Genomic DNA, 26508 nt, shown 5'->3' with positions numbered 1-26508 from the left:
GGCCGAAAGTCGTTGCCCGGCTGCCGGATTGTCATACCCGTACGCGATGATCGCAGTACGGTCCGGCCGGATCCGACCGGCGGGACCGCGCGCAGAACGAACCACCGGGCATCCGGTGGGACGCACCATGCAACCAGATACGGGGTACTACTCAATGCGACGATTGGGCACTGGACTGACCGCACTCGCGCTGGCAGGCGCGGTGGTGGCCGCGACGGCGGTGTCGGCCACGGCCGCACCGGCCGCCGCGCCCCCGGCGAAGTGCGACACGGGCGGCTGGGGGAGCGCCCCGAAGTCCGCCGCGGCCAACGACTACAAGCCGCTGACGAAGGTCAGGGCCGGGCAGCACGCCTGCTACGACCGGCTGGTCTTCGAGGTCCCGTCCGCCGGCGGCAAGCCGGTCGGCTACCGGGTCGGCTACGTCGACGCCCTGCACCAGGACGGCTCGGGCGACCGCATTCCGGTCGGCGGCGGCGCGATCCTGGAGATCCGGGTGGCGGCGCCGAGCTACGACCCGGAGACGGGCAAGGCGACATACCCGGCCAAGGCCGGCAAGCCGCTCCCGGGTGTCGACATCAGGGGCTTCAAGACCTTCAAGGACACCCGCTTCGCGGCCAGCTTCGAAGGCGACACGCAGATAGGCCTGGGCGTGCGCAAGCGCCTTCCGTTCCGCGTCGTCCAGCAGAAGAACCAGCTCGTCGTGGATGTCGCCCACTCCTGACGGGTGACTGGCCCGTAAGGGCGCGCAGGCGGGTCGCGACCGGTTCGAACCCGGTTCGCGACCCGCCGTACGGTCACGGCCGCCCCGTCACGCCTCCGGCACGATGTGCGTGACCACCGTCTCCACCAGTTTGTCCAGCTCGGTGTCGGAGAGGACGCCGGGCAGGGTGAAGTGCTCCAGCAGCACCCCTGTCATGGCGAGGTAGAGGGCCAGCACGGTTTCCGCGTCGCCGGGCAGCCCGGCGTCCAGGTGGAACTGGACGCTCTCCTCGAAGGCGGTGCGCACGGCGCTGGTCAGTTCGGCCTGGAGGGCCGGACGGCGGGTGGCCTCCAGGCGCAGCTCCAGCATCGCCAGATAGCCGGTGCGCTCGTCGCTCATCCGCCGCACCAGCCACCGCATCAGCTCGGTGACCAGTTCCCGGCTGGGCGCCGGGCGCATCGCCTCGCCGACCTTGACCGGGTCGGGCGTCATCCGTACGTGGATGCGGCTGCCGGCCTGGGTGAACAGGTCGTCCCTGCTCGCGAAGTAGTTGGACGCGGTGCCGACCGGGACGCCGGCCTGGGCGTCGACCGCGCGGAAGGTGAGCCCGCGGGCCCCTTCCCGCGCCAGTACCTCGATGGCGGCATCGACGAGGGCGGTCCTGCGCTCCGGGTTCCTGGCCATCCGTTTCGCTCCTCAAAAGGCCTTCTCGTAAGGGCTTGCTTAACCACTACACCTGAAGCACTATAGGCGAAGTGGTTGCGCCGTGGAACACACTCGCGCCCCACCACCCCTATCCCAGGCCCGTGATGCGCCCACCGCATCGCCCGCGGAAAAGAGGACCACCTTGCGAAAGCTCACCTACTTCGTGGCCTGCTCGATCGACGGCTTCATCGGCGACCCGAACGGTGACGCCTCGTCGATGTACCAGTTCGTGACCGAGGAGTTCCTGGACTTCCTCAAGACGGAATACCCGGAGACCGTCTCGGTCGAAGGCCGCAACGCCCTCAACTTCCACGACGCGCCGAACCAGCGGTTCGACACGGTGGTCCAGGGGCGCGCCAGCTACCAGCTGGCGCTCGACACCGGCATCACCAGCCCGTACGGCCACCTGCGCGAGTACGTGGCCACCCGGAGCCTCAAGGAGTCGCCCGACCCGAACGTGCACCTGATCTCCGACGACCTGGTCGGCGCGGTCCGCGCCCTCAAGGCGGAGGACGGCGACCTGGGCATCTGGCTCTGCGGCGGCTCCCGCCTGGCCGGCGAGCTGCTCGACGAGGTCGACGAGCTGGTGATCAAGACCTACCCGCAGGTCTACGGCACCGGCATGCCGATGTTCGGCTCGGACTTCGCCGTCACGGACTTCGCCCTCGACTCGGTCCGCGCCTTCGACAACGGCGTCCTGGTCAGGAAGTACACCCGCAAGCGGTGACCGCCGGGCGGGTGACGCGCCGGGCCCGGGCGGACCCCGCGGCGTGCGCTCAGGACGGCCGTGCCGCGACGATCCCGATCGTGACCAGGGCCAGTACCACCCAGGCGAACCACAACCACCCGCTGCCGCCCAGCGCCGCGGTGTAGGCCGTCGCCACGACCAGTCCGCCCACCGTGCACGCCGCCATCGCCTTGCCGGATCCGGGCATCCCCGCACCTCCTCATGGCGGCCCGGTGGCGCAACGCCACGGGCCGCGGCCTTGGGGACATCGTCCCCGGCCGCGGCCCGTACCGCCAGCTCTCGTGCGCGACCTTCGGTCAGCGGCCCGTCACCCCGCGCGCCCTCCCTGGCCACGCGCCTGGAGAGAGGCGAGGTACGCGTTGTACGCGGCCAACTCCTGGTCGCCGTCCCGCGCCGCCGCGCGGTCCTTGCGCTGGTTCTGCCGCTCCTCGGACTTGTACCACTGGTAGAGGAGGGCGACGAGGACCAGCACCGAGGGGATCTCGCTGAAGGCCCAGGCGATGCCGCCCGCCGCGCTCTGGTCGCCCAGCGCGTCGATCCCCAGGGACGCCGGCGGGTTCTCGAACGTCTTGATCATCGTCTCGGTGCCCATCATCAGCGCGATGCCGAAGAACGCGTGGAAGGGCATGCCCGCGAACAGCTCCAGCATCCGCATCACGTAGCCCGGCCGGTGCGGTCCGGGGTCCACGCCCATGATCGGCCAGAAGAAGACCAGGCCCACCGCCAGGAAGTGCACCATCATCGCGATGTGCCCGGCCCTGGACTGCATCAGGAAGTCGAAGAGCGGCGTGAAGTACAGCGCGTACAGGCTCGCGATGAACATCGGGATGGTGAACGCCGCGTGCGTGATCACCCGCATGTACCGGCTGTGCAGCAGCGCCACCAGCAGCTCGCGCGGTCCCTTGCGGCCGCGCCCGGCGGCGGGCAGCGCCCGCAGCGTCAGCGTCACCGGCGCGCCGAGCAGCAGCAGGATCGGCGACAGCATGCTGATCACCATGTGCTGCACCATGTGCACACTGAACATGACCATGCCGTAGTCGTTGAGCTTGGTGCACATCACCAGGGCCACGGTCAGTACGCCGACGACCCAGGCCACCGTCCGGCCCACCGGCCAGTGGTCACCGCGCCGCCGCAGCCGCAGCACCGCCCAGCCGTACAGCGCCAACCCCAGCAGGCAGCCGATCAGGAAGAACGGGTCTCCGCCGAACTCCATGCCACGCCCCAGCGTGAACGGCGGCAGATCCATGTTCATGCCGTGCCCGCCGTGATCCATCCGCTCGCTCCTGATTCGTACCGATACTCCGCGACCAGACTAGAACCGCCCCCGGCCAGAGCCACGGCCGGGGGCGGTCCGGAGCGTCGTACGGCGCGCCTCGGGGACGGCTACAGCACGCACTCGGCCTCGGCGTAGCGCTCCTCGGGCACCGTCTTGAGCGTCTCCACGGCCTCGGCCAGCGGCACCAGCGTGATGTCCGTCCCCCGCAGCGCCGTCATCATCCCGAACGCCCCGCGGTGCGCCGCCTCCACCGCGTGCCACCCGAAGCGGGTCGCCAGCACCCGGTCGTACGCGGTCGGCGTGCCGCCCCGCTGCACATGCCCCAGGATCACCGCGCGGGCCTCCTTGCCGAGCCGCCGCTCCAGCTCCAGCGACAGCTGCCGCGCGACACCGGCGAACCGCTCGTGCCCGTAGACGTCGGTGCCGCCCGAGTCGAAGGCCATCGTGCCCTCGCGCGGCTTGGCGCCCTCGGCGACCACCACGATCGCGAACTTCTTGCCCGCCTCGAAACGCTCACCGACCTTGCGGGACAACTCCGCCACGTCGAAGGGGCGTTCCGGTACGACGATGGCGTGCGCGCCGGCGGCCATCCCCGAGTGCAGCGCGATCCACCCGGTGTGCCGGCCCATGACCTCGACGATCAGCACCCGCTGGTGCGACTCCGCGGTGGTCTTCAGCCGGTCCAGCGCGTCGGTGGCCACGCCCACCGCCGTGTCGAAGCCGAAGGTGACATCGGTCGCGGCGATGTCGTTGTCGATGGTCTTGGGCACGCCGACGATCGGCAGGCCGGCGTCGGACAGCAGCCGGGCCGCCTTCAGCGTGCCCTCGCCGCCGATCGGGATGATCGCGTCCAGGCCCAGCTCGGCCACATGGCCGCGGGCCAGCTCCACGCCGTCCCGCAGGTGCGCGGGCTGCACCCGCGACGACCCGAGGATGGTGCCGCCGCGCGCCAGGATGCCGCCGACGGCATCCAGGTCCAGCTTGCGGTAGTCGCACTCCAGGAGGCCCTTCCAGCCGTCCCGGAAACCGATGACCTCGTCGCCGTGGTCGGCGGTGGCACGGTGGACGACGGACCGGATGACGGCGTTCAGCCCGGGGCAGTCGCCTCCGGAGGTGAGCACACCAATACGCATTGCTTCGAAGACCCTCTGCACATCAGAGTCCGTCTGCCGCACCCCGGCCGGGCGCGGGCACGGACTCTCAACCGGACGCCCGGACCCCGTCGTCCGGTTGGATTGCGCTCACCCTACAAGCGCGAGGCGTCCGGCACACCCACGCCCGCAGTGCGGACACTGCGGGCGTGGCCGAGTGGAGAATCGTTACGCGGGCTGGGTGGCCGCGGCGATGCGTTCCTGCCGCAGCGCCTCGTACCAGCGGTCGTCGGCCGGCGGCAGCGCGTTGACGTCCAGCGCCAGCTTGATCAGCAGGTCCGCGATGTGCGGGTTGCGCGCCAGCACCGGACCGTGCATGTACGTACCGAAAACGGTGTCGTTGTACGCGCCCTCGTAGCCGTCGCCGACGCCGTTGCCCTTGCCGAGACGGATCCGGGCGAACGGGCGGGCCGTCTGCCCCAGGTGCGTCACGCCCTGGTGGTTCTCGAACCCGGTCAGCGGCGGCAGGTTCAGCTGCGGGTCGATGTCGCCCAGTACGTCACCGACGCACCGCTCGCCCTCGCCGCGGGTGCTCACCACGTCCAGCAGCCCCAGGCCCTGCTCCCGCTCCCCGAGGTCGTTGATGAACTCGTGGCCCAGGATCTGGTAGCCGGCGCACACCGAGAAGACGATCGCGCCGTTGGAGACCGCGCGGTTCAGGCCGCCGTCGCGGCGCAGCCGCTCGGCCGCCAGCCGCTGCGGCCGGTCCTCGCCGCCGCCGATCAGGTAGATGTCACCGGAGGTGGGAATCTGCTGGTCGGAGCGGACGTCGAGGCGCTGCACGTCCAGTCCGCGCTGGCGCGCCCGGCGCTCCACCACCAGGGCGTTGCCCTGGTCACCGTACGTGCTCAGCAGGTCCGGGTAGATCCACACCAGGCGCAGGCTGTTGTCACTCATGCTCGCTCGTCCTTGTCGTGAAGGTCGCTGGTTCACGTCAGTTGCCCACGCGCCGGCGGAGGTCCTGGAAGGCCGTGTAGTTGGCGATGACCTCGATACGGCCCGGAGGAGCCGCCTGCACCGCCTCGTCCACCGTGTCGCACACCCGGAAGTCCAGGTTCGCGACCTCCAGGCGGACCGCCATGTCCAGCTTGCGGTCACCGATCACGAAGATCGGGTGCCCGGCCAGCCGGGTGTAGTCGACGTCCCACAGCCAGGAGGTGTCCGTGCCGTCCGCGCCGCGCGCGTTCACCGAGAGAATCACCGGCGTCGGCGGCGGGTCGATCAGCGAGAACGTCTCCAGCCAGCCCGCCGGGTTCTTCGCCAGCAGCAGCCGCAGCTCGCGCTCCATGAACGAGACCACGTCGTAGCGGCCCGCGACCGCCTGGACGGAGTACATCCGCTCCAGGGCGACCTGCGGCGGCACGCCGAACGCCGCGGCGACCGCCGCCGACGTCGTCGCGTTCGCCTTGTTCGCGCGGCCCGGCAGCTGGAGCCGGATCGGCCAGGCGCTGCCGTGCGGGTCCAGCACATGATCACCGGAGAGCGCCCAGCTCGGCGTCGGCCGGCGGAATCCGCACTCGGCGCAGAACCAGTCGTCGCCGGGGCGCTGCATCACGCCACCGCACGACGGGCAGGACCAGGCATCGTCCTTCCACTCCTGGCCCGCCGCGACCCACACCACGTTCGCCGACGACGAGGCCGCCCACACGATCAGCGGGTCGTCGCAGTTGGCGATGATCAGCGCCTTGGAACCGGCCAGCCCCTCCCGCCAGTGCTCGGCCAGCATGCGGGTCTCCGCCGCCCGGTCGAGCTGGTCGCGCGAGAGGTTCAGCAGCGCTATGGCCTTGGGCGTCACGTCCCGGGCCACACCCGACAGGTACTTCTCGTCCACCTCGATGACGCCGTAGCGGGCGTCCGAGCCGCCGGCCAGGGCGGAGGTGATGCCCGCCGGCATGTTGGCGCCGAGCGCGTTGGAGACCACCGGGCCGCTGGCCCGCAGCGCCTCCGCGATCAGCCGGGTCGTCGTCGTCTTGCCGTTGGTGGCCGACACCAGCACCACGTCCAGGTGCCGGGCGAGCCGGGCCAGCAGGTCGGGGTCGAGCTTGAGCGCCACCTTGCCGCCGATCACCGATCCGCTGCCGCGGCCTGCCGCCCGCGACACCGCCGCCGCGGCCCTGCCCGCCGTCACGGCCAGCTTGGCCCGCGGCGACAGCGGCTCCGTGTTGCCTGCCATCGTCCTTGATCCTCCTTGCATCCGGCGCCCTCCCGCCCTTAGGGCTGCCGGTGGAACGCCTCCTCCGGAGCCGATGACCGGCCGGAGGCTTCGGTCGGGGATCAGCCTATCGAGATCCGGCGGCGGCCCCGAATCCCGCTACCCGTGGCGCGACCTCCGCAACCCGCGACGACCTGCGTCGTCACACGTTCCAGAACGTACGCTTACCCCCATGCGTTCCCGCTCGATCCCCGGCAGCTCCGGCCGCCCGCGCCCCGTGCGACTCCTCGGCGACCCCGCCCTGACCGGCGCCTGCCAGGAGGTCACCGCCTTCGACGCCGGGCTCGCCGGACTCGTCGAGGACATGTTCGCGACGATGTACGCGGCCCGCGGCGTCGGCCTGGCGGCCAACCAGATCGGCGTTCCGCTGCGGGTGTTCGTCTACGACTGCCCGGACGACGAGGACCGCCGGCACCTCGGACACCTCGTCAACCCGCGCCTGGTGGAGGCCGACGGCGTCCTCGTCCGCGGTCCCGAGGGCTGCCTGTCGGTGCCCGGCGTCGAGGCCGGCACGCCGCGGTACGACCACGCCGTGGTGGAGGGGTTCAGCGTGACGGGCGAGCCGCGCACCGTCTCCGGCACCGGCTTCTTCGCCCGCTGCCTCCAGCACGAGTGCGACCACCTTCAGGGCGGCCTCTACCTCGACCACCTCACCGGCCTGCGCCGCCGCCGCGCCCTGCGGGCCGCGGCCCGCGCGCCGTGGGCGGGCCGTAAGCGGGCGGCGGGGGAGTAGCGGCCGGGCCCCGGGTTCAGAACCCCGGCCCGCCCAGCCGGTCGCCGGCCGCTGCCAGCCGGCCCCACAGCAGGTCGGCCAGGTGCTGTACCAACTGCGCTCGCGGGCAGGGGCGTTCCCGCAGCCACCAGTCGCCGGCCGCGTGCATCATGCCGACTATGCCGTGACCCCAGACCCGGGCCAGTTCCTCGCCGCCGGGGCCCAGGTCCAGCCGTTCGCCTATCACCTTCGCCAGTTCCTCGCCGAGCCGGCGCAGCAGCGGGGCGGAGTGCCGGCCGACGTCGAATCCGCCGTCCTTGTCGGCGGCCTGCCCTTCGTCGGCCGGATGCATCAGGAACCGGTAGACCTGCGGCCGGGCCTCGATCGCGCTCAGGTACGTGTCGAGCGTGGCCTCGACGCGGTCCCGGCGCGGTACGGGGGAGTCGAGCGCGGCGCGCAGCCCGTCCAGCAGCGCGTCGGTGTGCCGTACGGCCAGCGCCCGGTACAGCCCGCCCTTGTCGCCGAAGTGCCGGTAGAGGATCGGCTTGGTGATGCCCGCCTCCGCCGCGATGGCGTTCATCGAGGCGTCCGGGCCGTCGCGCAGCACCACCCGGTCCGCGGCCTCCAGAAGCTCGCGGCGCCGCCGCTCGGTGGCCGTCTGCTGCCGCCTTACCGTGTGCCGCGCGTCCGTCGCGGCGCCGTGCTCCGAGGCAGGCTGCTCCACCGCTGTGGCCTGGTGCCGGCCGTCGTGCTGGGTGTTTTCCATGTCCCACTCCCCGCCCTTGTGAATCCGTGACGCTCGCGCAACGTAACACCCGCACTGCGGGGTGATTGGGGGCCCGGAGGAGTTGACATCCCTTACTGGCGGGTAACAGACTCAAGTTACCGCAAGTAACATTCCTGGGGATGTCACCCGGGAACGCAGCGCTGGAGGGGTCATGGCCGAGTTCACCATGGAGCTCAACGACGAGCAGAAGGAGGTCAGGGACTGGATCCACGGCTTCGCGGCCGACGTCATGCGCCCCGCGGCCGCCGAGTGGGACGAACGCGAGGAGACCCCCTGGCCGGTGATCCAGGAAGCCGCCAAGATCGGCCTGTACTCCCTCGACTTCTACGCCCGGCAGTTCTTCGACCCGACCGGCCTCGGCATCCCCATGGCCATGGAGGAACTGTTCTGGGGCGACGCCGGGATCGGCCTGTCGATCGTCGGCACCGGCCTGGCCGCCGTCGGCGTACTGGCCAACGGCACCGAGGAGCAGATCGGCACCTGGATCCCGCAGATGTACGGCGACGCCGCCGACGTGAAGGTCGCCGCCTTCTGCTCCTCCGAACCCGACGCCGGCTCCGACGTCTCCGCCATGCGCACCCGCGCCGTCTACGACGAGGCCAAGGACGAATGGGTGCTCAACGGCACCAAGACCTGGGCTACCAACGGCGGCATCGCCAACGTCCACGTCGTCGTGGCGGTCGTCGACCCCGGCCTCGGGCCCAAGGGCCACGCCTCCTTCATCGTCCCGCCGGGGACCCCCGGGCTGACCCAGGGCCAGAAGTTCAAGAAGCACGGCATCCGCGCCTCGCACACCGCCGAGGTCGTCCTGGAGGACGTACGCGTCCCCGGCCACTGCCTGCTCGGCGGCAAGGAGAAGCTGGACGAGCGCCTGGCCAGGGCTCGCGAGCGGGCGCGGGGCAACGGCGAGCGTGTGAAGAACGCCGCCATGGCCACCTTCGAGGCGTCCCGCCCGGCGGTCGGCGCCCAGGCCGTCGGCATCGCCCGCGCCGCGTACGAGGTCGCCCTCGACTACGCCAAGACGCGCGTGCAGTTCGGCCGCCCGATCATCGACAACCAGGGCGTCGCCTTCCAGCTGGCCGACATGCGCACCCAGATCGACGCCGCCCGCCTCCTGGTCTGGCGCGCCTCCTGGATGGCCACCGCCGGCAAGCCGTTCACCTCCGCCGAGGGCTCCATGTCCAAGCTGTTCGCGGGCGAGACCGCGAAGAAGGTGACCGCCCAGGCCATGCAGATCCTCGGGGGCAACGGGTACACCCGCGAGTACCCGGTCGAGCGGATGCACCGCGACGCCGCCATTTACACGATCTTCGAAGGGACCAGCGAGATCCAGCGGCTGGTCATCGCCAGGACGGTGTCCGGGATGCCGATCCGGTAGGGCCCGGCACACCGGCCGAAACGGCCCGGCGCGGGTTCCGGACCCGCCGCGGTCCCCGCCACCCGGGCGGCGGTCTCCCGCGCGGACAGCCGACGGCTGAGCGGGGAGCGTGCCCGCCCGGTCAGGCGGCGGTCTCCTGTCGTGGCACCACCTTGAACACGTCGCCGTGCGCGGCGTACACCACGTGTACGTCCTCCCCGGCGGCGCGCAGCACCTCCACCACCGCGTCCAGCATCGGCAGCGACCGGGCGCTGCCCGCGGGCAGCTGGCGCGGTAACGACACGGCGGGCACGCGGAGCGGTTCCTCAACGACGTTCATGACACCTGTCCCCTCTCGGCACGGACCATCCCCCGTCGGCACCACCGCGCCGTCGGCGTAGCCAGCTTCGGGCACGGCGATGAACAGAAACTCAACGGCCCGCGTACCGACGTCAATCGGCGCAGACCGCCGCCAGTTCGTCGGTGCCGGGCGGTGGCCCGCGCGGTCGCGGTCGCGGGCCCGCGCGGACGTCCCGCACGCTCTGGTCGACACCGACCAGCTGGACCAGGTGCACCCCTGGCCGCCGCCCGGCCTCGGGGCGAGCGAGCTGTCCCGCCGCAATCTCGCGGCGCTCTGGGCCAACTTCGCCGGCGTGGGTCACACCCGGCTGATCCTGACCGGCGTGTTCGTCGCGCCGGCGCGGGAGTCGGAGTGGATCGCCGAGGCCGTACCGGGCGCCGGGATCACGGCCGTACAGCTGACTGCCGACGTGGCCACCCTGGAACACCGGGTCCGCCGCCGCGAGATCGGCACCGGCTGCGCCGGTGAGCACCGTGCCGCCCTCAGGCCGCGTTGCCGCCCCACGCCCTCCCGCCGACCGTCGGCCCGGCGGGCGTCTCACTCCGTAGCGATCCCTTGACGGCTGGAAGGCTGCGCTCTACTTTCATCCGTACTTCCGCAGAGTAAAACTTATGTTCCGTAATGCGGAATAACGCGGAATCATGCTCGTCATCCGAACCGCCAGCAGTGCAGCTCACGCTTCCGCCCCCGGGCCGGAGCGCGATCCGACAGGCCGACGCAGGAGTACTCGATGCCTCGAATGACCGCCGCTCGTGCGGCTGTGGAGATCCTCAAGCGCGAAGGCGTGACCAACGCGTTCGGCGTGCCGGGCGCCGCGATCAACCCGTTCTACGCGGCCCTCCGCGCCGGCGGCGGCATCCACCACACGCTCGCCCGCCACGTCGAGGGCGCCTCCCACATGGCCGAGGGCTACACCCGTACCAAGCCCGGCAACATCGGCGTCTGCGTCGGCACCTCGGGCCCCGCCGGCACCGACATGATCACCGGCCTGTACTCCGCCATCGGCGACTCGATCCCGATCCTGTGCATCACCGGCCAGGCACCGACCGCGGTGATCCACAAGGAGGACTTCCAGGCCGTCGACATCGCCAAGATCGCCGCCCCGGTCACCAAGGCCGCGACCACCGTCCTGGAGGCCGCCCAGGTTCCCGGCGTCTTCCAGCAGGCGTTCCACCTGATGCGCTCGGGGCGGCCGGGTCCCGTCCTGATCGACCTGCCGATCGACGTGCAGCTGACGGAGATCGAGTTCGACCCGGAGACGTACGAGCCGCTGCCGGTGCACCGGCCGAAGGCGACGCGCAAGCAGGCCGAGAAGGCCCTCGCCATGCTGAACGCGGCCGAGCGCCCGCTGCTCGTCGCGGGCGGCGGCATCATCAACGCCGACGCCTCGGACCTGCTGGTCGAGTTCGCCGAGCTGACCGGCGTCCCCGTCGTCCCCACCCTGATGGGCTGGGGCGGCATCCCCGACGACCACCGTCTCAACGCGGGCATGGTCGGCCTCCAGACCTCGCACCGCTACGGCAACGCGACCTTCCTGGAGTCGGACTTCGTCCTCGGCATCGGCAACCGCTGGGCCAACCGCCACACGGGCAAGCTGGACGTCTACACCCAGGGCCGCACCTTCGTGCACGTCGACATCGAGCCCACCCAGATCGGCAAGATCTTCGCCCCGGACTACGGCATCGCCTCGGACGCCAAGGCGGCGCTGGAACTGTTCGTCGAGGTCGCCAAGGAGCTGAAGGCCGCCGGCGTACTGCCGGACCGCGGCGAGTGGGCCGCCTCGGCACAGCACCGCAAGGCCACGCTCCAGCGCCGTACGCACTTCGACGACGTGCCGCTCAAGCCGCAGCGGGTGTACGAGGAGATGAACCGCGCGTTCGGCCCCGAGACCCGGTACGTCACCACCATCGGCCTCTCGCAGATCGCGGGCGCGCAGATGCTGCACGTCTACAAGCCGCGCCACTGGATCAACTGCGGCCAGGCCGGGCCGCTGGGCTGGACCATCCCGGCCGCGCTGGGCGTCGCCACCGCCGACCCCGAGGGCAGCGTCGTCGCGCTCTCCGGCGACTACGACTTCCAGTTCATGCTGGAAGAGCTGGCGGTCGGCGCCCAGCACAACATCCCGTACGTGCACGTGCTGGTCAACAACTCCTACCTCGGCCTGATCCGCCAGGCTCAGCGCAACTTCGACATGGATTACCAGGTCACGCTGGAGTTCGAGAACATCAACGCCCCCGAGCTGGGCGTCTACGGCGTGGACCACGTCAAGGTCGCCGAGGGGCTCGGCTGCAAGGCCATCCGCGTCACCGAGCCGGACCGGCTGCTGCCCGCCTTCGAGGAGGCCAAGAAGCTGGCCGCCGAGCACCGGGTCCCGGTCGTCGTCGAGGCCATCCTGGAGCGGGTCACCAACATCGCGATGAGCGGCACCGACATCGGCAGCGTCAACGAGTTCGAGGAACTGGCCACCGAACCGGGCCACGCGCCGACCGCCGTCGTGCCGATGGGCTGAGGGAGCCGGGGCGCCGCTGCTGGAGCGGCCTGGAGTACAGGCCCGGCGACGGCCCCAGCGTCGGCGTCCCGGATCAGCCGTTGCGGTTCATCGTCTTGTGGATCCAGCCCGTGTAGGCGGGCGCGCTGGTGTAGAGCCCCGGGCCCTCGCTGCATCGCACGCCCGGGACCCCTGGGCCCGAGGTGACGCCGACGAGTTCCCAGCGTCCCTTCCGGCCCCGCTGGAGCTGGGGGCCGCCCGAATCGCCGTGGCATGCCATGGCCTTCGGCGCCTGGCTGATCGTGCACAGGCGGGTGCTGCTCGCGTAGCCCGGCGCGCACTCGGAGACCGTTCCCCTACGCGTGTCGAGCTCCTGGAGCCGGTTGGGGAAGACCCACTTGGTGGGGTCGGAGGCGGTGTCGTCGATGGTGCCGAAGCCCAGGATCCGGGTCGGAGTGCCGGGCCGTCCCGGCTTGTCGGCGATGCGGACGGGCTTCTCGGAGACCGGGCGGTTCAGGCGGATCAGGGCGACGTCGTCGCGGTTGGGACCGGCGTCCTCGCCGTTCTTGTAGCCCGGATGGGACACCGTCTTCGCGATGGACCGGACCGTGCCCCCGGACTTCTTCCGCTCACTGCCGATCCGGACGGTGCCGTCCAGGGTGACGAGCCTCGGGTCCACGCAGTGGGCCGCTGTGAGCACCCACTTCGAGTCGATCAACGACCCCCCGCAGAAACCCTGGAAGGCGGGATTGTCCACACCCGTCACCGGGATCGACACCATGGACGGGTAACGCTGCGTGGAATCCTTCCCGTTGACGATGGCTTCGGCGCTGCCGGACATCATGGCGGCGCACGCCGCTCCCGCCAGGGCCACCGCGGCGGTGCGCGCCACCGTGCGGCGCGAGGACTTCAGGCTGAACACGGGTTCTCCGATCGGACGAGCTGGTGCGACACGCTCAGCCTCCGCCATCAAGCGGAACAGATCCATCCGGTCAGCGGGCCTGTCCGGGGCCCGGCCAGCGGGCCCATCCGGGGTAGGGAAAACCCCAGGGCGACACGTTCCGCGTCCGGCCGACATCCGCGAGAACGGTGTCGAGGTCGCGCAGGCCCGCATCGAGCATGTTCAGGGCGTCGGCCAGTCGTCGCCCGCGACCCGGGCGTGCATGTGCTCGTCGTGCCAGCCGTCGGAGTGCAGCAGCGCGCTGCGCAGGGTGCCTTCGAGCTGGAAGCCGGCCTTCTCCGCCACCCGGCAGGACGCCGGGTTGGCCACCGAGTGCGCGAGCCGCAGCCGGTGCAGACCGAGATCCTCCAACGCCCACCGGCTGATACGGAGCGTCGCCGCCACCGCGAGTCCGCGTCCCCGCGCGACCGGGAGCAGCCAGTAGAGGAACTCCGCGCTGCCGCCCTTGAGGTGCATGTCCGCGAGTCCGGCCAAACCCACCGCCTCGCCGCCGTCCCGGCCGGCGATCGCCCAGATGGCGGCCTGCTCGTCGTGCCAACGCCGGTGCCAGTGCGCGATCTTCTCCCGCGCCCCCTCAAGGGAGACCTGCTCGGGCCTGTTCCACTGCCGGATCGCCGGATCCTGGCAGGCGGCGACCAACACGTGCGCGTCGGAGGGGCGCCATGGGCGCAACTCGGCGTCCGGAGAGAGCGGGAGGGCGGGCTGCTCGCTGTCGCGCAGCCGGCCGGCGGGGACGACGGGCGGTATCACGGTAGTCATGGGCGGATCATGCCAAAGGCCGTCCGCGGGCCGAAGGCAGACTGCGCGGCGCGGCAGGGCGCCCTTGGTATGGTGCGCCGATGTCAGCGATCAAGGAGTTCCAAGTCACGTTTGACTGCGCGGAACCCGAGCGCCTCGCTCGTTTCTGGTGCGAGGTGCTGGGGTACGTCATACCGCCGCCCCCGGAGGGGTTTGCCACTTGGGACGATTTCCGGCGTTCCCAGCCCCCCGAGCAGCAGGACGCATGGTTCGCCTGCGTCGACCCCTCGGGCGTGGGCCCGCGGCTGTACTTCCAGCGCGTCCCCGAAGGGAAGGCCGCCAAGAACCGGGTGCATCTCGATGTGCGGGTCGGCACCGGACTCGTGGGTGAGGAGCGCCTCGCCACGCTGGAGGCCGAGTGCGCACGGCTGGTCCCGCTGGGCGCGGTACACGTGCGAACGCTGTACGACGGCAATGATTCGTGCATCCCGATGCTGGACATCGAGGGCAACGAGTTCTGTATCGACTGATTCTGTATCGACTGAGCGTGCTCCGGGCCGGAGAGGGGCAGCGGGCTTCGTCACTCCGAAGAGCGATCCCCGGTCGGGCGCCCCAGCACCCGCAGGCCGCGTGACCGGTTCAGGGCCGCCGCGATCTCGTGGCGGCGCGGCAGGGCGAAGTCCTCGTCCCGGACGGCGAGCAGTTGGTGCGCGCCGTCCGCCAGGTCGGCGTCGAGCAGGTCCAGCGCCTCGGCGAGCGTGCGTTCGCCGTCCGCGTACCCGCGCCGCACCATCAGTTCGAGGGCGAGGCCGATGCCCACCACCTGGCGCGCGTCCGTGATCTGTTCGACGGCCCGCAGGTCGATGTCGTGCTCGCCCAGGGTCAGCGCGTCGTCTCCGCGGGCACGGATACGGGACCGGCCGCGTACCGACGTGTCGAGCGAGGCGGGGTCGGGACGGCGGTGCCCGACGCCGGGGAAAAACTCCGCCTCGGCGGTCCTGCCGGTCGGCACCGCCGCCAGCCGGCGCGCCCGCTCGGTGACATCGGACGGCAGGTAGGAATCCATCATGAGCACCTGGTCGGCGACCTCCATGTAGTCGCCGGAGCCGCCCATCACCAGGACGGTCGAGACGCCGTGGTCACGGTGCAGGGAGCGCACCAAATCCACGAACGGGGTCAGCGGCTCCCGCTCCTTGGCGACCAGCGCCTGCATCCGCGCGTCGCGGATCATCAGGTTGGTGGCCGCCGTGTCCTCGTCGATCAGCAGGACCCGGGCGCCGGCCTCGACGGCCTCGCACTGGGAGGCGGCCTGCGAGGTGGAACCGGAGGCGTTGTCGGTACGGAAGTCGGTGGTGTCGGCGCCGCTCGGCAGGTGGTCGACGAAGGCGTGCACGTCCACCCGCTCGACCCGGCGGCCGTCCTCGGAACGGACCTTGACGGTGTCGGACCTGGCGGCCACCAGCTCGCGGCCGTCGCCGGGAACGTGGTCCCAGACACCCGACTCCAGGGCCCGCAGCAGCGTCGACTTGCCGTGGAAGCCGCCGCCGACGATCAGCGTGACGCCTTCGCGCACGCCCATGCCGGTGACCGTCCCCGCGTGCGGCAGGTCGACCGAGACCCGCAGTTCCTCGGGGGAGGCGAAGGGGACGACCCCGCCGCCGGACGCCGGACGGTCGTCCACGCCGCTGCGCCGCGGCAGCACGGCGCCGTCGGCGACGAACGCCACCAGCCCGAGGCCGGGCAGCGCGGCGCGCAGCGCGTCCGAGTCCTCGACGGTGTCGGCGAAGGCCCGTACGTCATCGGCGTCCAGCGCCGCGTAGCGCAGCGCGCGCTCGGCGACCTCCGGCAGCAGACCGCACAGGATGTGCTCCGCGGCGTGCCCGTCGATACGGCGGCCGTGACCGGGCAGGTCCACGCCCAGCCGCAGCGTCACCGCGCCGTCCCGCGGATCGACCAGGCAGGAACTGCGCTCCAGCACCTCCTGCCCGCCCGCGTCCACGCGCAGCGCCCGGTGGTCCGCGGCTTCGGCGGCACGCCTGGCCAGGTAGCTCGCCAGGGCCCGCCGCCGGACGGGCGACTCCCACAGGTCCGCGGGGAACCCGGCCTGCGCGGCCGGTACCCGCAAGGCGACCCGCGCGGGCGGCGCGTACGGATCGGACTGCCCGCGGATCACCTCCAGGGTGAAGCCGGGCATCGACCAGGAGCCGAGGAGCGCCTTGTACCTGCCGTACGAGGCGCCGTCCATCCGGCGCAGTTCCCCGGCCAGCCCGTCGCGCGTACCCTGCGGGCGGTCGGCTCGCGGCCGGTCCTGGGACCGGCCGTGAGCACGGGCCGGACCGCGGCCGCGGCCGTATTCGTGACCGCGGTCGTGATCGCGGCCTTGGGGGCGTCGCACAGCGCCTGTACCTCTCGTGTTTCGTCGATCCTGGTACCGGTTGGCCACCGGTCCGCCGAGCCGACGATACCCAGACGCCTGCCGTACCGCCGCACGCCGGTCCCGCCGGCCGGCTGGAGCCGTAGGGCGGCCGCCGGGGCCACCTAGTGCTGTGACCGGCAAACCTTCCCGGTCACAGCACTAGCCGTCGTACCGCTGCACGCGGCGGCCGTGGCCGCGGTTTCGGAGGGCCGGTAGGCGGGTGCGGAGTTCGGCGACGGTGCCGGGCAGGTCGAGGGTGAGCAGGGCGCGGTCGCGCATCAGGACGCGGCCGTCCACGACGGTGGTACGGACGTCACCCGCACGCACGCTGTGGACCAGGGCCGCGGCCGTGTCGTGCACCGGCTGGACGTGCGGTCCCGTGACGTCCACCAGGATCACGTCGGCCCGGTGGCCCGGCGCGAGCCTGCCCACCTGCCCCGCCATCCCCAGTGCGCGGGCGCTCTGCGTCGTGGCGTGGCCGAGGGCCTGCCGGGCGGTCAGCCACCGGGGGTCCCGCTCCGCCGACTTCTGCACCAGGGCGGTGAGCGCCATGCTCTCCCAGACGTCGAGGGAGTTGTTCGACGCCGCTCCGTCCGTGGCCAGGCCGACCGGGATGCCGATCGAGTCCAGCAGCCGTACGGGCGTCGGGTCCCACGCGAACCTGAGGTAGCCCCTGGGGGCGGTGGCGACGCCGATGCGCCCGGTGCCCCGGCTCAGGACCGGCAGGTCGCGTTCGAGGATGCCGGTGCCGTGGGCGATGAGGACGCCGACGTCCAGGAGACCGGCCCGGTGCAGTGTTTCGACGGGGGTACGGCCGTGCCGGGCCAGGCTGTTGTCGGTCTGCTCGCGGTTCTCGGCGGCGTGGATGTGTACCGGCAGGGCGTGGTCGCGGGCGAGGTCCGCGGTGGCGCGCAGGTCGGCGTCGGTGACGGTGTACGTGGCGTGCGGGGCGAGCGAGGTGGTGATCCGGCCGCCGGCCGCGCCCCGCCGGCGCAGCGCGAAGTCCAGGGAACGCTCGCGGCCGGCCGGGCCCTGGGAGGAGAAGTACGCCCACCCGAGGTTCGCCCGCAGCCCGCTGAGCTCGACGGCGCCGGCGACCTCGTCCATGGCGAAGTAGTGGTCGGCGAACGTGGTGACCCCGCCGCGGATCATTTCGGCGCAGGCGAGCAGCGCGCCCAGCCGGACGTCGCGGTCGGTGAGGTTGGTCTCGGCGGGCCAGATCCGGTCGTTGAACCACTCCTCGGCGGGCAGGTCCTCCGCGCTGCCCCGGAAGACGACCATCGGCGCGTGGGTGTGGCAGTTGATCAGCCCCGGCATGGCCACCTGCCCCCGGGCGTCGATGCGTTCGGCGGCGGGCAGGTCCGCCACCGCGCCGGCCGCGGTGACCGTCTCGATGAGGCCGTCGCGTACGACGATCGCGGCGTCCTCGGTGAAGCCGACGCCATCGTGGTCGTCGTGTACCAGGGCGGTGCAGCCCGTGATCACCAGGTCGGCGGGGCGGGCGGCGTCGGGCATGGCGGCTCCCTCGGGGTGGGGCGGTCTGCCACGACGATGGCACGGGGCGGGCGGCGGCGGCAGCCGGGCGGGCGGTGCGGCCCCGCCCGCCCGGCCCGTGCGCGGGATGCGCCGTGCCGCTACCGGGCGCCGGCCGGCGCGGCTTCGTCGTCGGCGAACCGCGGTACGTCCGCGTTCTCGTTCCGGCCGCCGTTCTTCTCGTGGATCCACTTGCCGGCGAGGGCGGGGATCCACGCGGAGAACGCGCTCTGTGTCAGGTCGGCGGGGACGTTGCCGCCGAGTCGGTCGATGTCCGCAGCGGGGTAGCCGCCGGGTGCGTCGAGGCGTTCGGCCGGGGCGTCCTTCATCGTCGCGTCCCAGACCTGGAGAGCGAACGTGGTGCAGTTCCTGGCCGATGTCCCCGCCCACCCACCGGTGAGGACGAAGTCCCAGCTGGGCATGAGGGTGTACTTCTCGTTGAGAGCTGCCCGCCGCTGGATCTCCTGCTTGAAGGCGCTCTGCTGCCGACCGGTCAGTGTCTTGCAGCGCGCGGCACGCGGGGAGTGCGCCTGGCCCTGGTCCTGCTTGCGGCTCGGCCGGTCCCATTCGACCAGTGGCTTGCCCGGCACGTTGATGTCGTAGCCGGTGTAGTTGACGGACATGCCGTCGACCGGTGAGCCGTCACCGTTGATGCCGTCCGGGTCCTTCGGCTGGAAGGAGTACGTGTCGTAGCGGGCCTCCTGGCCGCCGCTCAGCTTCCGGTGCTGTTTGCCGCCGGAGTTGAAGTGGACGAGCCAGCTGTGGCCGAAGACGTGCCGGCTCACGTTCAGCTCGTACAGGAGCTTGTTCATCTGCTCGGCGTACGGCAAGGTCCCGTACTCGCCCTGGAATTCCTCGCTCTTCCACAGGGCGTGGGCGCGCTTGGCGACGTCCCAGACGTATCCGCCGGTGGTCCGGTCGGTGATCTCGGTGCTGTAGATGCACAGCACGTCGTCCGGGGTCCGGGCACCGGACGGTTGGGGGCGGTTCGCCGCCTGGGCGGGGGACTGGAGGAGCCCCACGGATACGGCCATCGCGGCACACGAGGCGAGCACGGCCGAGGGAAAACGTAATCTCATGACCAAGATCATCCGCTCTGGCGGGATCGTGATCAACTGGTCGGGTCCGGCCGGAGGGGCAGGCGGCCCCGGCGGCCGGGACGGCACCGTGTCCGACCTTCGACCCCGGGAGAGAGTTCCGCGATGAGCAGCATCAGCTACGAGGACGTGAAGGCGGCCGGCGGCCGGATCGCCGGGTATGTGCGCCCGGTCACCGTCGCACCGGTCGATCCGGGCGTGTTCGGCCCCGGCGAGGGCTGGCTCGCCTACGAGTTCACCCAGCACACCGGGTCCTTCAAGGCCCGCGGCGCGGCCAACTTCATCGCGGCGCACCTGGAGGCGGGCAGCATGCCCGGGGCCGGGGTGGTCATCGCCTCCGGCGGCAACGCCGGGCTGGCCTGCGCCTGGGCCGCGGGCCGCCACGGCATCAGGGCGACGGTGTTCCTGCCCGAGACCGCTCCCGCGGTGAAGGTCGCCAAGCTGCGCGTGCTCGGCGCCGACGTACGCCAGGTGGGATCCGAGTACGCGGCTGCGCTGGAGGCGTCCCGGGAGCACGCCGCGCGGACCGGCGCGCTGGAGTCGCACGCGTACGACCACCCGTTGATCGCGGCCGGCGCCGGCACCTTGCTGGAGGAGATCCGTACCGCGCTGCCCGGCCTGGACACGGTCGTCGTCGCGGTCGGTGGCGGCGGACTGTTCAGTGGGGTCGCCGCGGCCGCGCACCACCACGGCGTGCGGGTCGTGGCCGTCGAACCGGAGAACTGCCGGGCGCTGAACGCCGCGGTGGAGGCCGGCCGGGTGGTCGACGTGCGGGTGGACTCGGTCGCCGCCGACTCGTTGGGCGCGCGCCGCGTCAGCGAGACGGCGCTGTACTGGGCCCGGCAGGACGGGGCGGTCTCCCTGCTCGTACCGGACGAGGAGATCGTCAGCGCGCGCCAGTCGCTGTGGGACGACCGGAAGCTGGCGGTCGAGCACGGCACGGCGGCCGCCTTCGCCGCCCTGCGGTCGGGCGCGTACCGGCCCGCGCCGGGGGAGCGGGTGTGTGTCGTCGTGTGCGGGGCGAACACCGACCCGTCGGATCTTGTACGGTCCGCCGGGTGACAGGAGTTCGCCGGTTCGCCGCCGAACGACCCTCGAAACGTTCGTAAGGTGTCTTCCTGGTGCAGATATTCGACGGAAAACAGACGGGCCGGGCCGCCCTCCGGAAAGCCGCCCGGCCCGCGCCCCGCACCGCCTGAACACCGGTAGTGCGCCTGTGAGCTGCGCTTGCGCGGTCACCCGGCCCGTTTGCCGCCCCGCCTTCGTACACGCGTGCAAAGAGATTTGCCGACGAACCGATACACCAGTCGCGGGGTGCTCGTTGCCCCTGTATGGCGCGTGCGCCGCGACCTGCCGGGTGGCCGGCCACCGGCCGGGTCGCCGTTGAACCCGAGCACCTTCGTCAGGAGACGGCAAGCATGAACAGGAAGCCAGGCAACCGCGGTGGTCGTTTGCCGCTGACCGCCGCGCAGACGGGGATGTGGTTCTCCCAGCAGCTGGACGCGGAGAACCCGATCTACCGTGCTGCCGAGTACGTGGACATCCACGGCCCGGTCGACCTGGCCGTGCTCAGCGCCGCGGTGCGCCGCGCCGTGGCCGACACCGAGGCCGTGCGGGTCCGCTTCGAGACCGACGAGGACGGCGGGGTCTGGCAGGTGCCCGACCTCGGGGACGACTGGCCGCTGCCCGTCGTGGACCTGCGGGACGCCACCGGCCCGGCTCCGGGCCCGCCGCCGGGACCGGCCGCGGTCGTCCCGCCGGCCGACCCGTGGACGCGGGCCAGGCAGTGGATGGAGGCGGACCTGCGCGAGCCGCTCGACCTGGGCCGTTCGCCGCTGTTCCGCTTCGCGGTGCTGCTGCTGCCCGGCGACCACTGCGTGCTCTACATGAGCCTGCACCACATCGTCCTGGACGGCTACGGCTTCTCGCTCCTGATCCAGCGCGTCGCCGAGGTCTACACCGCCCTGGAGGCGGGCGAGGAGTGCCCGCCCAGCCGCCTGGGCACGCTGGACGAGCTCCTGGCCGACGAGGCGCAGTACCGCGCCTCCGACCGGTTCGCCCGGGACCGCGCGTACTGGGCCGAACGCTTCGCCGACCGGTCCACCGACCCCGGCCTGGCGAGCCGGCTGGCCGCCGTACCGCACCGCTTCGTCCGCGAGACCGGCCACCTCGCCGCACCCGCCGCCGACGGGCTCCGGGCCCTCGCCCGGCAGTTCCGGTCCGGGCTGCCGGTGGTGGCGATGGCCGCGCTCGGGCTCTACGTGCACCGGATGAGCGGCACCGGCGACGTCATGCTGGACCTGACCGTGACCGCCCGCCCCGGCGCCGTGCCCCGCAGCGTGCCGTCCATGGTCGCCAACGTGCTGCCCCTCCAGATCGAGCTGGGGCCGTACACGAGCGTGCGCGAGCTGGTACGGCACACCTCCGAACGGGCCCGCGGCCTGCTGCGCCACCAGCGCTTCCCGTCGCCGTACCTCGTCCAGGACCTGGGCGTCGCGCATACCGGCGGGTACCTGGGCGACTGGGGCATCAACATCATGGGGTACGACCCGGAGCTGAGCTTCGGGCGCCACCCTGCCACCCTGCACAACCTCTCCAACGGACCGGTCACCGGGCTCGGCGTCAACGTCTACGAGCGGACCGCCGACGGCTCCCTGCGCATCGACTTCAACGCCGACCCCGACCGGTACGACGCCGGGACCACCGCCGCCCACCAGCGCCGCTTCCTCGCCCTGCTGGACACGCTGGCCGGCATCGACCCCGAACAGACCGTCGGCTCGATCGACCTGCTGCCGGCCGCGGAGCGCCGCCGGGTGACGACCGGCTGGAACGACACCGCGCGCACGGTGCCGGCCACCACCCTGCCCGAGCTGTTCCAGGAGCAGGCCCGCCGTACGCCCGCCGCCACCGCCCTGGTGTGCGGCGACACCACCCTGACGTACGACGCGTTGAACGCCCGCGCCAACCGGCTGGCGCACGCCCTGATCGCACGCGGCGCGGGGCCGGAGACGTTCGTGGCGCTGGCCCTGCCGCGCACGGCCGAGCACATCGCCGGGCTGCTGGCGGTGCTCAAGACGGGCGCCGCGTACGTACCGGTCGACCCCGAACTGCCGCCCGAGCGGATCCGCTTCCTGCTCGCGGACACCCGTCCGGTCTGCGTCGTCGCCACGACCGGCACCGCCACCCGCCTGCCGGACCCCGCCGCCGCGCTGTGCCTCGACACCCCGGCCACCGCGCGGACCCTGGAACGGCAACCGGACACCGACCCCGCGGACGCCGACCGGCCGGCCCCCCTGGCGCCGGGACACCCCGCGTACGTCAGCTACACCTCGGGGTCCACCGGGCAGCCCAAGGGCGTCGTCGTCGAACACCGCCAGCTGACCAACCTGTTCTTCGACCACCGGGCCGAACTGATCGACCCGGAGACCGCCGCGGCCCGGCGCCGCCTGCGGGCCGCGCTCACCGCCGCCTTCTCCTTCGACACCGCCTGGGAAGGCCCGCTCTTCCTGGCCGCGGGACACGAACTGCACCTCGTCGAGGACGCCGTACGGCTCGACCCGCCCGCCCTCGTCGACTACATCGCCGACCGGCGCATCGACTTCCTCGACCTCACCCCCACCTACCTCCACCAGCTGATCGCCGCCGGCCTGTGCACCGGCGAACGGCACCGCCCCCGCGTGCTCATGGTCGGCGGCGAGGCCGTCGACGCCTCCCTGTGGGAGACGCTGCGCACCCTGCCCGGCACCACCGCGTACAACTACTACGGGCCGACCGAGTGCACCGTCGACGCGGTGTACTGCCGCATCGACGGGCAGGGCGGCCGGCCGGTCATCGGGCGCCCGGGGCGCAACGTCCAGGCGTACGTGCTGGACGCCGCGCTCAACCCGGTGCCGGCCGGTGTGCCAGGGGAGCTGTACCTCGCGGGCGACCAGGTCGCCCGCGGCTACCTCAACCGGCCGGCGCTGAGCGCGGAGCGGTTCGTCGCCAACCCGTTCGCGCACGCGGGCAGCGGGCCGGCGGGCCGCACGTGCGGCGACCCCGGAACGCCCTGCACGTGCGGCGCGCCTGGCTCGCGCATGTACCGGACCGGCGACCGGGCGCGCTGGACGGCCGAAGGCACCCTGGAATACCTCGGCCGCACCGACGAGCAGGTCAAGATGCGCGGCTTCCGGATCGAGCCGGGCGAGGTCGAGACGGCGCTGGCCGGGCACCCGGGCGTCGAGCACGCCGTGGTGACCGTCCGGGAGGACGCTCCCGGCGACCGGCGCCTGACCGCGTACGTCGTCCCCGTCGCCGCCGGCGCCACGGCAGGGCCTAGCGCGCAGGCCCGCATCCCGGGCTCCCGCCGGGCCGAACCCGACCGCGGCGCCGCCCCCGCACCGGCCGGCTCACGCGGTCCCGTTCCGGTCGGCACCGACGCCTTGCGCTCCTGGGCGGCCGCCCGCCTGCCCGAATACATGGTCCCCAGCGCCTTCGTCCTCCTGGAGCAGCTGCCGCTCACCGCCAACGGCAAGCTGGACCGCGCCGCCCTGCCCGCCCCCCAACTCCGCGCGGCCTCCGCCGGACGGCAGCCGCGCAACTCCCGGGAGAAGGTGCTCTGCACCCTGTTCGCCGAGGTGCTCGGCGCCCGGCAGGTCGGCATCGACGACGACTTCTTCACCCTCGGCGGGCACTCCCTGCTGGCGGCCAGGCTCATCAGCCGTATCCGCTCCGCGCTCGGCACCGAACTGTCCATCCGCGCGCTGTTCGAAGCCCCCACCGTCGCCGACCTCGTCCGGCTCATGGACAACGGCGGTGGCTCGGACGGCTTCGAGGTGCTGCTGCCGCTGCGCACCCAGGGCACCCGGCCCCCGCTCTTCTGCGTCCACCCCTCCGGCGGCCTGAGCTGGTGCTACGCCGGGCTGCTGCGCCACCTCGGGCCGGACGTGCCGGTGTACGGGCTCCAGGCGCGCGGGCTGGTGCGGCGCGCCGACCTGCCCGCCACCTTCGAGGAGATGGTCGCCGACTACGTCGGGCAGATCCGCGCCGTGCAGCCCGCAGGCCCGTACCATCTGCTGGGCTGGTCCCTCGGCGGCGCGCTCGCGCACGCCGTCGCCGTCCGGCTGCAGGCGAGGGGGGAGCGGGTGGCGCTGCTGGCCATGCTCGACTCGCGCCCCATCGACCCGCACGGAACGGCGGGTTCCGAGGTGACGGAAGACGACATCCTGAGCCTGCTCCTGGAAGCGGCAGGACACGAACCGGAACGGTTCGCGCGGCCGCTGACCGTTCCCGGCGTGGCGGCGGTCCTGCGCGAGAACCACGGCGGTGACGAACTGCTCGCCTCGCTGAAGGAGCACCCGGCGCTCGGCGAGGACCGGCTCGCCGCCGTCACCGAGGTGTTCACCCACTCGGTCAAGCTGCTGCCGACCTTCTCCGAAGGCGTCTTCGACGGCGACCTGCTCTACTTCCACGCCACGGAGGGCAAGCCGGACCACGCGCCGACCGCCGGAGCGTGGCGCCACCTGGTGACGGGCGACATCGACAGCCACGACATCGCGTGCACGCACCACGCCATGACCCAGCCGGGCCCACTGGCCCGCATCGGCCGGGAGGTCGCCGCACACCTGGACGCCACGCTGGCGGTGTCCGGAGCGGCGGACCTCACCCAGTGACGTAGCCGAAGGCCACGCGGGCGAACCCGGCGAAAGGCCGTTCAAGGCGACGCCGCGTACCGTTCCGCCAGTTCGGCTGCCGTGTGGGCGACGGCCGTGCGGAGTTCGGGCGGGCCCAGCACCTCCGCCTCCGTGCCGAGCCTGAGCAGGTCGCCGACCGCGACGGCCGGTGTCTCGACCGGCAGGTCCACCAGCACCCAGCCCTCGGCGTCCGGTGGGCCGGCGTCCGCCAAGGCCCGGGTGCCGGCCGCGCCGAACTGCATGGGCAGCAGCCGCTGTGCGCGTGGCGAGATCCGCAGCCGCGCTGTGCCCTGGTGCAGTCTGGCCTCCAGGCGGCGGGAGGACTCCGCCCAACAGGCGGCCAGGTCGAACGCGGCCGGGCGCTCGAAGGAGGTGTCCGTCGGTTCCGCGGTCAGGAGGCGCGAGATCCGGTAGGTCCGTGTCGGTACCGGTGTGCCGTCCGGTGCCGGGTTCGGTGCGGCGCCGTCCGTCCAGGCCACCGCGTACCAGATGCCGCCCTTGAGGACGAGGCCGAGCGGGCGGAGTTCCCTGCGGATCTCGCCGCCCCAGGCGCGGTAGCGGACGCGCAGGACCCGCTGCTCCCACACGGCCTGCGCCACGGAGGCCAGGTGGGGCACGGGGTCGGCGTCCCGGAACCAGGCGGGAGCGTCCAGGTGGAAGCGGTCCTGGAGGCGCCGGGCCCGGTCCGCCAGTCCTGCCGGGAGCGCGGCCTGCAGTTTCAGCTGGGCCGTCGCCAGGACGGCGCCCAGGCCCAGTTCGCGGGCCGGCCCCGGCACGCCGGCGAGGAAGAGCGACTCCGCCTCCGCGTCGGACAGCCCGGTCAGCCGGGTGCGGTAGCCGTCCATCAGGGAGTAGCCGCCGGCCGGGCCGCGCTCGGAGCGGACCGGGACGCCCGAGGCGCCGAGCGCTTCGATGTCCCGGTAGACCGTGCGCAGGGACACCTCCAGCTCGGCGGCCAGCTCGGGGGCGGTCATCCGTCCGCGGTTCTGGAGCAGCAGGAGGAGGGAGAGCAGGCGGTCGGCGCGCATGCGGACATTGTGCCGCCGTACCTGACAGAAGGTGTCAGGTACGGGTGCCAGGATCCGGTCACGCGCCGCGGGAAGCACCGCGCCACCGACCGAAAGGATCACCATGCCCGCACAGACCACCACCGCGCCCGCACCGGGCGGCACCACGACCGCGCAGGCCACCGGCCACTTCGCGAGCGCCGGCTGGGAGGAGCGCGCCGCCGGTCCGGAGGGCACACATCCGCGGCTCGCCCACGCCACCGTCGCCAACGCCTTCTCCGGCGGCATCGAGGCCGCGCACACGACCTGCGAGTACACCATCGTCTACGCGACGGAGAAGACCGGCACGTTCACCGGCATGGAACTGCTGGACGGCAGCCTCGACGGGCGCCGGGGCGCCTTCGTCGTGGAGGAGCGCGGCTCGTTCGACGACGAAGGGAACGTGTACTGCACCTTCGAGGTCGTACCGGGCTCGGCCACGGGAGACCTGACAGGCCTGCGCGGCACCGGCGCGTTCACGGCCCGGCACGGTGAGCAGTCCGTCGCGTACACCTTCGACTACGACTACAGCTGACGGGAGGGGCGGG

24 protein-coding genes are annotated in these 26508 nt (G+C 72.4%); 10 read left to right on the top strand and 14 right to left on the bottom strand.

Annotation, left to right across the window (positions count from 1 at the left end; genetic code table 11):
- Positions 1–154 precede the first annotated feature (154 nt).
- On the top strand, positions 155–721 hold the full coding sequence (locus tag ACH4K4_RS30725) for a hypothetical protein (RefSeq protein WP_398171761.1): 567 nt from the start codon (positions 155–157) through the stop codon (positions 719–721).
- A gap of 87 nt (positions 722–808) precedes the next feature.
- Here the strand turns inward: ACH4K4_RS30725 and ACH4K4_RS30720 are convergent, their stop codons facing one another.
- The gene (locus ACH4K4_RS30720) at positions 809–1384 is read right to left on the bottom strand and encodes a TetR/AcrR family transcriptional regulator (protein ID WP_398171760.1); all 576 of its coding nucleotides are present in this window, start codon (positions 1382–1384) and stop codon (positions 809–811) included.
- Positions 1385–1547: 163 nt separating this feature from the next.
- Here ACH4K4_RS30720 and ACH4K4_RS30715 point away from each other — a divergent pair, with 163 nt between their 5' ends.
- Complete coding sequence (locus tag ACH4K4_RS30715; protein WP_398171759.1) at positions 1548–2132, top strand: dihydrofolate reductase family protein; 585 nt, start codon at positions 1548–1550, stop codon at positions 2130–2132.
- A 49-nt stretch (positions 2133–2181) separates the two neighbouring features.
- Here the strand turns inward: ACH4K4_RS30715 and ACH4K4_RS30710 are convergent, their stop codons facing one another.
- The 5 genes from ACH4K4_RS30710 to ACH4K4_RS30690 all read right to left on the bottom strand — a co-directional run bounded on the left by ACH4K4_RS30710 (position 2182) and on the right by ACH4K4_RS30690 (position 6753).
- A complete protein-coding gene (locus ACH4K4_RS30710) occupies positions 2182–2340 on the bottom strand; it encodes a hypothetical protein (protein ID WP_398171758.1) in 159 nt (52 codons plus the stop codon).
- Positions 2341–2460: 120 nt separating this feature from the next.
- A complete protein-coding gene (locus tag ACH4K4_RS30705; RefSeq protein ID WP_398171757.1) occupies positions 2461–3426 on the bottom strand; it encodes a cytochrome c oxidase assembly protein in 966 nt (321 codons plus the stop codon).
- Positions 3427–3536: 110 nt separating this feature from the next.
- On the bottom strand, positions 3537–4562 hold the full coding sequence (locus ACH4K4_RS30700) for a 6-phosphofructokinase (protein WP_398171756.1): 1026 nt from the start codon (positions 4560–4562) through the stop codon (positions 3537–3539).
- Between the two features lie 186 nt (positions 4563–4748).
- Positions 4749–5477 carry a glutamine amidotransferase gene (locus ACH4K4_RS30695; protein ID WP_360129275.1) on the bottom strand — a complete coding sequence of 243 codons (729 nt, stop codon included), beginning with the start codon at positions 5475–5477 and terminating at the stop codon, positions 4749–4751.
- 37 nt (positions 5478–5514) lie between these two features.
- Positions 5515–6753, bottom strand: coding sequence for a MurT ligase domain-containing protein (locus tag ACH4K4_RS30690; protein WP_398171755.1), 1239 nt, complete (start codon positions 6751–6753; stop codon positions 5515–5517).
- Positions 6754–6964: 211 nt separating this feature from the next.
- Between ACH4K4_RS30690 and def the strand changes: the two genes are divergently transcribed.
- Complete coding sequence (def, locus tag ACH4K4_RS30685; protein WP_398171754.1) at positions 6965–7525, top strand: peptide deformylase; 561 nt, start codon at positions 6965–6967, stop codon at positions 7523–7525.
- A 16-nt stretch (positions 7526–7541) separates the two neighbouring features.
- On the opposite strand, the gene ACH4K4_RS30680 is transcribed toward def, so the two are convergent.
- Positions 7542–8270 (bottom strand): TetR family transcriptional regulator, encoded by a 729-nt coding sequence (locus ACH4K4_RS30680; protein WP_398171753.1) that lies wholly within the window; start codon positions 8268–8270, stop codon positions 7542–7544.
- 172 nt (positions 8271–8442) lie between these two features.
- Here ACH4K4_RS30680 and ACH4K4_RS30675 point away from each other — a divergent pair, with 172 nt between their 5' ends.
- Entirely contained in the window at positions 8443–9669 is a 1227-nt protein-coding gene (locus tag ACH4K4_RS30675) for an acyl-CoA dehydrogenase family protein (RefSeq protein ID WP_398171752.1), read from the top strand.
- 121 nt (positions 9670–9790) lie between these two features.
- Here the strand turns inward: ACH4K4_RS30675 and ACH4K4_RS30670 are convergent, their stop codons facing one another.
- Entirely contained in the window at positions 9791–9988 is a 198-nt protein-coding gene (locus ACH4K4_RS30670; RefSeq protein ID WP_398171751.1) for a hypothetical protein, read from the bottom strand.
- Between the two features lie 79 nt (positions 9989–10067).
- Between ACH4K4_RS30670 and ACH4K4_RS30665 the strand changes: the two genes are divergently transcribed.
- Together ACH4K4_RS30665 and gcl are read left to right on the top strand one after the other, a co-directional pair.
- Entirely contained in the window at positions 10068–10568 is a 501-nt protein-coding gene (locus tag ACH4K4_RS30665; RefSeq protein WP_398171750.1) for a hypothetical protein, read from the top strand.
- A gap of 171 nt (positions 10569–10739) precedes the next feature.
- Positions 10740–12518, top strand: coding sequence for a glyoxylate carboligase (gene gcl / locus ACH4K4_RS30660; protein WP_398171749.1), 1779 nt, complete (start codon positions 10740–10742; stop codon positions 12516–12518).
- A 73-nt stretch (positions 12519–12591) separates the two neighbouring features.
- Here the strand turns inward: gcl and ACH4K4_RS30655 are convergent, their stop codons facing one another.
- Positions 12592–13419: a S1 family peptidase gene (locus ACH4K4_RS30655; protein ID WP_398171748.1), complete on the bottom strand. Its 828-nt coding sequence runs from the start codon at positions 13417–13419 to the stop codon at positions 12592–12594.
- A 201-nt stretch (positions 13420–13620) separates the two neighbouring features.
- Positions 13621–14217: a GNAT family N-acetyltransferase gene (locus tag ACH4K4_RS30650; RefSeq protein WP_398171747.1), complete on the bottom strand. Its 597-nt coding sequence runs from the start codon at positions 14215–14217 to the stop codon at positions 13621–13623.
- Positions 14218–14297: 80 nt separating this feature from the next.
- On the opposite strand from ACH4K4_RS30650, the gene ACH4K4_RS30645 reads away from it, so the two are divergent.
- Entirely contained in the window at positions 14298–14726 is a 429-nt protein-coding gene (locus ACH4K4_RS30645) for a VOC family protein (protein WP_398171746.1), read from the top strand.
- Between the two features lie 50 nt (positions 14727–14776).
- Here the strand turns inward: ACH4K4_RS30645 and ACH4K4_RS30640 are convergent, their stop codons facing one another.
- From ACH4K4_RS30640 to ACH4K4_RS30630, 3 genes are all read right to left on the bottom strand, one after another.
- Positions 14777–16591 carry an ABC-ATPase domain-containing protein gene (locus tag ACH4K4_RS30640; RefSeq protein WP_398171745.1) on the bottom strand — a complete coding sequence of 605 codons (1815 nt, stop codon included), beginning with the start codon at positions 16589–16591 and terminating at the stop codon, positions 14777–14779.
- A gap of 180 nt (positions 16592–16771) precedes the next feature.
- Positions 16772–18127 carry an amidohydrolase gene (locus ACH4K4_RS30635; RefSeq protein ID WP_398171744.1) on the bottom strand — a complete coding sequence of 452 codons (1356 nt, stop codon included), beginning with the start codon at positions 18125–18127 and terminating at the stop codon, positions 16772–16774.
- A 119-nt stretch (positions 18128–18246) separates the two neighbouring features.
- Positions 18247–19224, bottom strand: a complete 978-nt coding sequence (locus ACH4K4_RS30630) for a hypothetical protein (protein WP_398171743.1) — start codon at positions 19222–19224, stop codon at positions 18247–18249.
- 123 nt (positions 19225–19347) lie between these two features.
- Here ACH4K4_RS30630 and ACH4K4_RS30625 point away from each other — a divergent pair, with 123 nt between their 5' ends.
- A complete protein-coding gene (locus ACH4K4_RS30625; RefSeq protein ID WP_398171742.1) occupies positions 19348–20304 on the top strand; it encodes a threonine/serine dehydratase in 957 nt (318 codons plus the stop codon).
- Between the two features lie 356 nt (positions 20305–20660).
- Positions 20661–24893, top strand: coding sequence for an amino acid adenylation domain-containing protein (locus tag ACH4K4_RS30620; RefSeq protein WP_398171741.1), 4233 nt, complete (start codon positions 20661–20663; stop codon positions 24891–24893).
- Between the two features lie 41 nt (positions 24894–24934).
- Here the strand turns inward: ACH4K4_RS30620 and ACH4K4_RS30615 are convergent, their stop codons facing one another.
- Positions 24935–25942, bottom strand: coding sequence for a helix-turn-helix transcriptional regulator (locus tag ACH4K4_RS30615; RefSeq protein ID WP_398171740.1), 1008 nt, complete (start codon positions 25940–25942; stop codon positions 24935–24937).
- Between the two features lie 103 nt (positions 25943–26045).
- Here ACH4K4_RS30615 and ACH4K4_RS30610 point away from each other — a divergent pair, with 103 nt between their 5' ends.
- A complete protein-coding gene (locus tag ACH4K4_RS30610; RefSeq protein WP_398171739.1) occupies positions 26046–26495 on the top strand; it encodes a DUF3224 domain-containing protein in 450 nt (149 codons plus the stop codon).
- The last annotated feature ends 13 nt before the right edge of the window (positions 26496–26508 follow it).

Origin of the sequence: Streptomyces sp. NPDC017529 (assembly GCF_044329785.1) — a bacterium.
Classification (GTDB): domain Bacteria; phylum Actinomycetota; class Actinomycetes; order Streptomycetales; family Streptomycetaceae; genus Streptomyces.
The sequence above is the reverse complement of the archived record's forward strand: the minus strand, read 5'-3'. Positions and strand labels throughout refer to the sequence as shown.